Source organism: Burkholderia sp. Ac-20384, from assembly GCF_017104605.1.
Classification (GTDB): domain Bacteria; phylum Pseudomonadota; class Gammaproteobacteria; order Burkholderiales; family Burkholderiaceae; genus Burkholderia; species Burkholderia lata.
In genome coordinates this window covers 1-1,880 of sequence record NZ_JAAGPE010000610.1, presented here as the reverse complement: position 1 = coordinate 1,880, position 1,880 = coordinate 1, and the positions used below count along the sequence as shown (strand labels likewise).

The 1,880-nt window shown below is 66.8% G+C and carries 2 protein-coding genes; one reads left to right on the top strand and one right to left on the bottom strand.

The window, feature by feature from the left end:
* Positions 1-631: 631 nt before the first annotated feature.
* Complete coding sequence (locus G3O00_RS42250) at positions 632-1,018, bottom strand: helix-turn-helix domain-containing protein (RefSeq protein ID WP_206146552.1); 387 nt, start codon at positions 1,016-1,018, stop codon at positions 632-634.
* A gap of 336 nt (positions 1,019-1,354) precedes the next feature.
* On the opposite strand from G3O00_RS42250, the gene G3O00_RS42245 reads away from it, so the two are divergent.
* On the top strand, positions 1,355-1,831 hold the full coding sequence (locus G3O00_RS42245; RefSeq protein ID WP_011354627.1) for a nuclear transport factor 2 family protein: 477 nt from the start codon (positions 1,355-1,357) through the stop codon (positions 1,829-1,831).
* Positions 1,832-1,880 lie beyond the last annotated feature (49 nt).

Genomic DNA, 1,880 nt, shown 5'->3' with positions numbered 1-1,880 from the left:
GGCGGCGGGCACCGAGAGCTACAATGTTTCTTACACTCTTTCCCTTGCCGACGTGCTTGCGGTCTGGCGGTGGGTGCCCGGCTACTGGCGCCGGCAGGGACAGGTGTGGATCTACGTCGACGGTACGTGGCGATAGGCAGCCGGCCGGCGCCCGGCCGGTGGCAGGCCCGGGGCCGGGGCCGGGCGACGCAAGCGAACCCGTGCCGTTCGGCCCCGACATCGTGATGCCCGGCAGGCGCCTCCGCGAATCCTGCCCCACCCCGCCCCGATGCCCGCGCGCAAACCGAGGGCGAGGCTTTCGGTCACGCAAACTCGACCATCGACCCGCTCGCCGATCTCCGGCGCATCATCCCGCCTCGAACGGATCCCGCCGCACCTGTCATGCGCGATGCAGCGGAAGACCGCCGTTTCGGTCGCCACGGAGCGTGCCCCCGCAAGCGGGGCATTGCCCGCGCATTGCCGGCTTCGGGATGACCGGGACACACCGAAGCACCAGCACCCCAACCTAGACCATATCATTCGGATAACGAAATCATGCGATGGCGATACACGTGCGCTTCTGCCATGTCTCGTCGCATCACACCCGATCCGCAGCACGACGCTCTTCGACGAGACAGCGCAAGCGCCCCGCTCAGCGCCCGCCGCCCTCCAGCTCCCGTGCACGACGTCGCGCGATGCAGATCGCCCGATGATGTTCGTCGGCCCACCGGATCATCGCCTGCATCGGCGTCAGGAACGAACGCCCGAGGTCGGTCAGCGCATATTCGACACGCGGCGGCACTTCTGCGAACAGCGTGCGACTGACGAAGCCGTCCTGCTCGAGCCGCTTGAGCGTGCGCGACAGCATCTGGTTCGACACATCGCCGATCGTACGGCCGAGCTCGTTGAAACGCATCGTCCCGCCGGACAGCGTCTCGAGCACGAGCAGGCTCCATTGGTCGCCGATGCGGTCGAGCACATCGCGAATCGGGCATGGCTGGTCGAGTTCGACGGGTTCATCGGCGGACGGGAACGACATGTCTGGATTCTCTTTCAAGGGCAACGCATGGTCAGCGCGGTGTGACCTGTTCACACCGCGCTGACTTCTTGTGACGGGTTCGCGGCAACTGTACCATTCGATCGGCCCGACAGCCGCGCGGATTCGCCAGTTCAACGAAGCATGACGACGGCGCGCAGCCTCGCCCGATCCGTATCGTGACGATGCGGGCCGGGCGGTGAATCCCTCGCGTCGACAAGGCTCGTGTATCCGCAACCATGCGCTGTCGCCTGCCGATCGCCGATCGTTGTAACAGGCTCGGCCCGTCGTCGCGCCTCGCGCACCCACCCACGCTTCGTCAGACAAGGAACCCGCTACATGTCATCGCTCCGCTCCCCCGTTCGCGCCGTTGCCGCGCTCGTCCTGCTGGCCGCGTCGACGGCCGCGCTGGCCGCCGGCCCGGCCACGCGCGACCTGGCCGCCGAGGAAGCCAACCGCCAGCTCGTGCTGACGTTCTACGACCGCTTCTTCAACAAGCACGAAGCCGTCGAGGCCGCCGCCGTCGTCGCGGACGACTACAAGCAGCACAACCCGCACGTACCGGACGGCAAGAAGCCGTTCGTGTCGTACTTCGTCGGCGCGTTCCAGAAAAACCCGGCATCACGCGCACGCATCGTGCGCAGCGCAACCGACGGCGACCTCGTCTACCTGCACGTGCATGCGACCGAGCGTCCGGGCGACCGAGGCGAAGCGGTCGTCGACATCTTCCGCGTGAAAGACGGCAAGATCGTCGAACACTGGGACGTGATCCAGCCGGTACCGGAAAAGTCCGCGAACGCGAACACGATGTTCTGACGCGCGGGGCCGGCACGTGGTGCGCAACGACGCACACCACCCGTCGACA

What these genes read in the sequence shown, in the direction of transcription:
- G3O00_RS42250 (WP_206146552.1), bottom strand. Translation starts at nt 1,018, where the DNA reads ATGTCGTTCCCGTCCGCCGATGAACCCGTCGAACTCGACCAGCCATGC.
- G3O00_RS42245 (WP_011354627.1), top strand. Translation starts at nt 1,355, where the DNA reads ATGTCATCGCTCCGCTCCCCCGTTCGCGCCGTTGCCGCGCTCGTCCTG.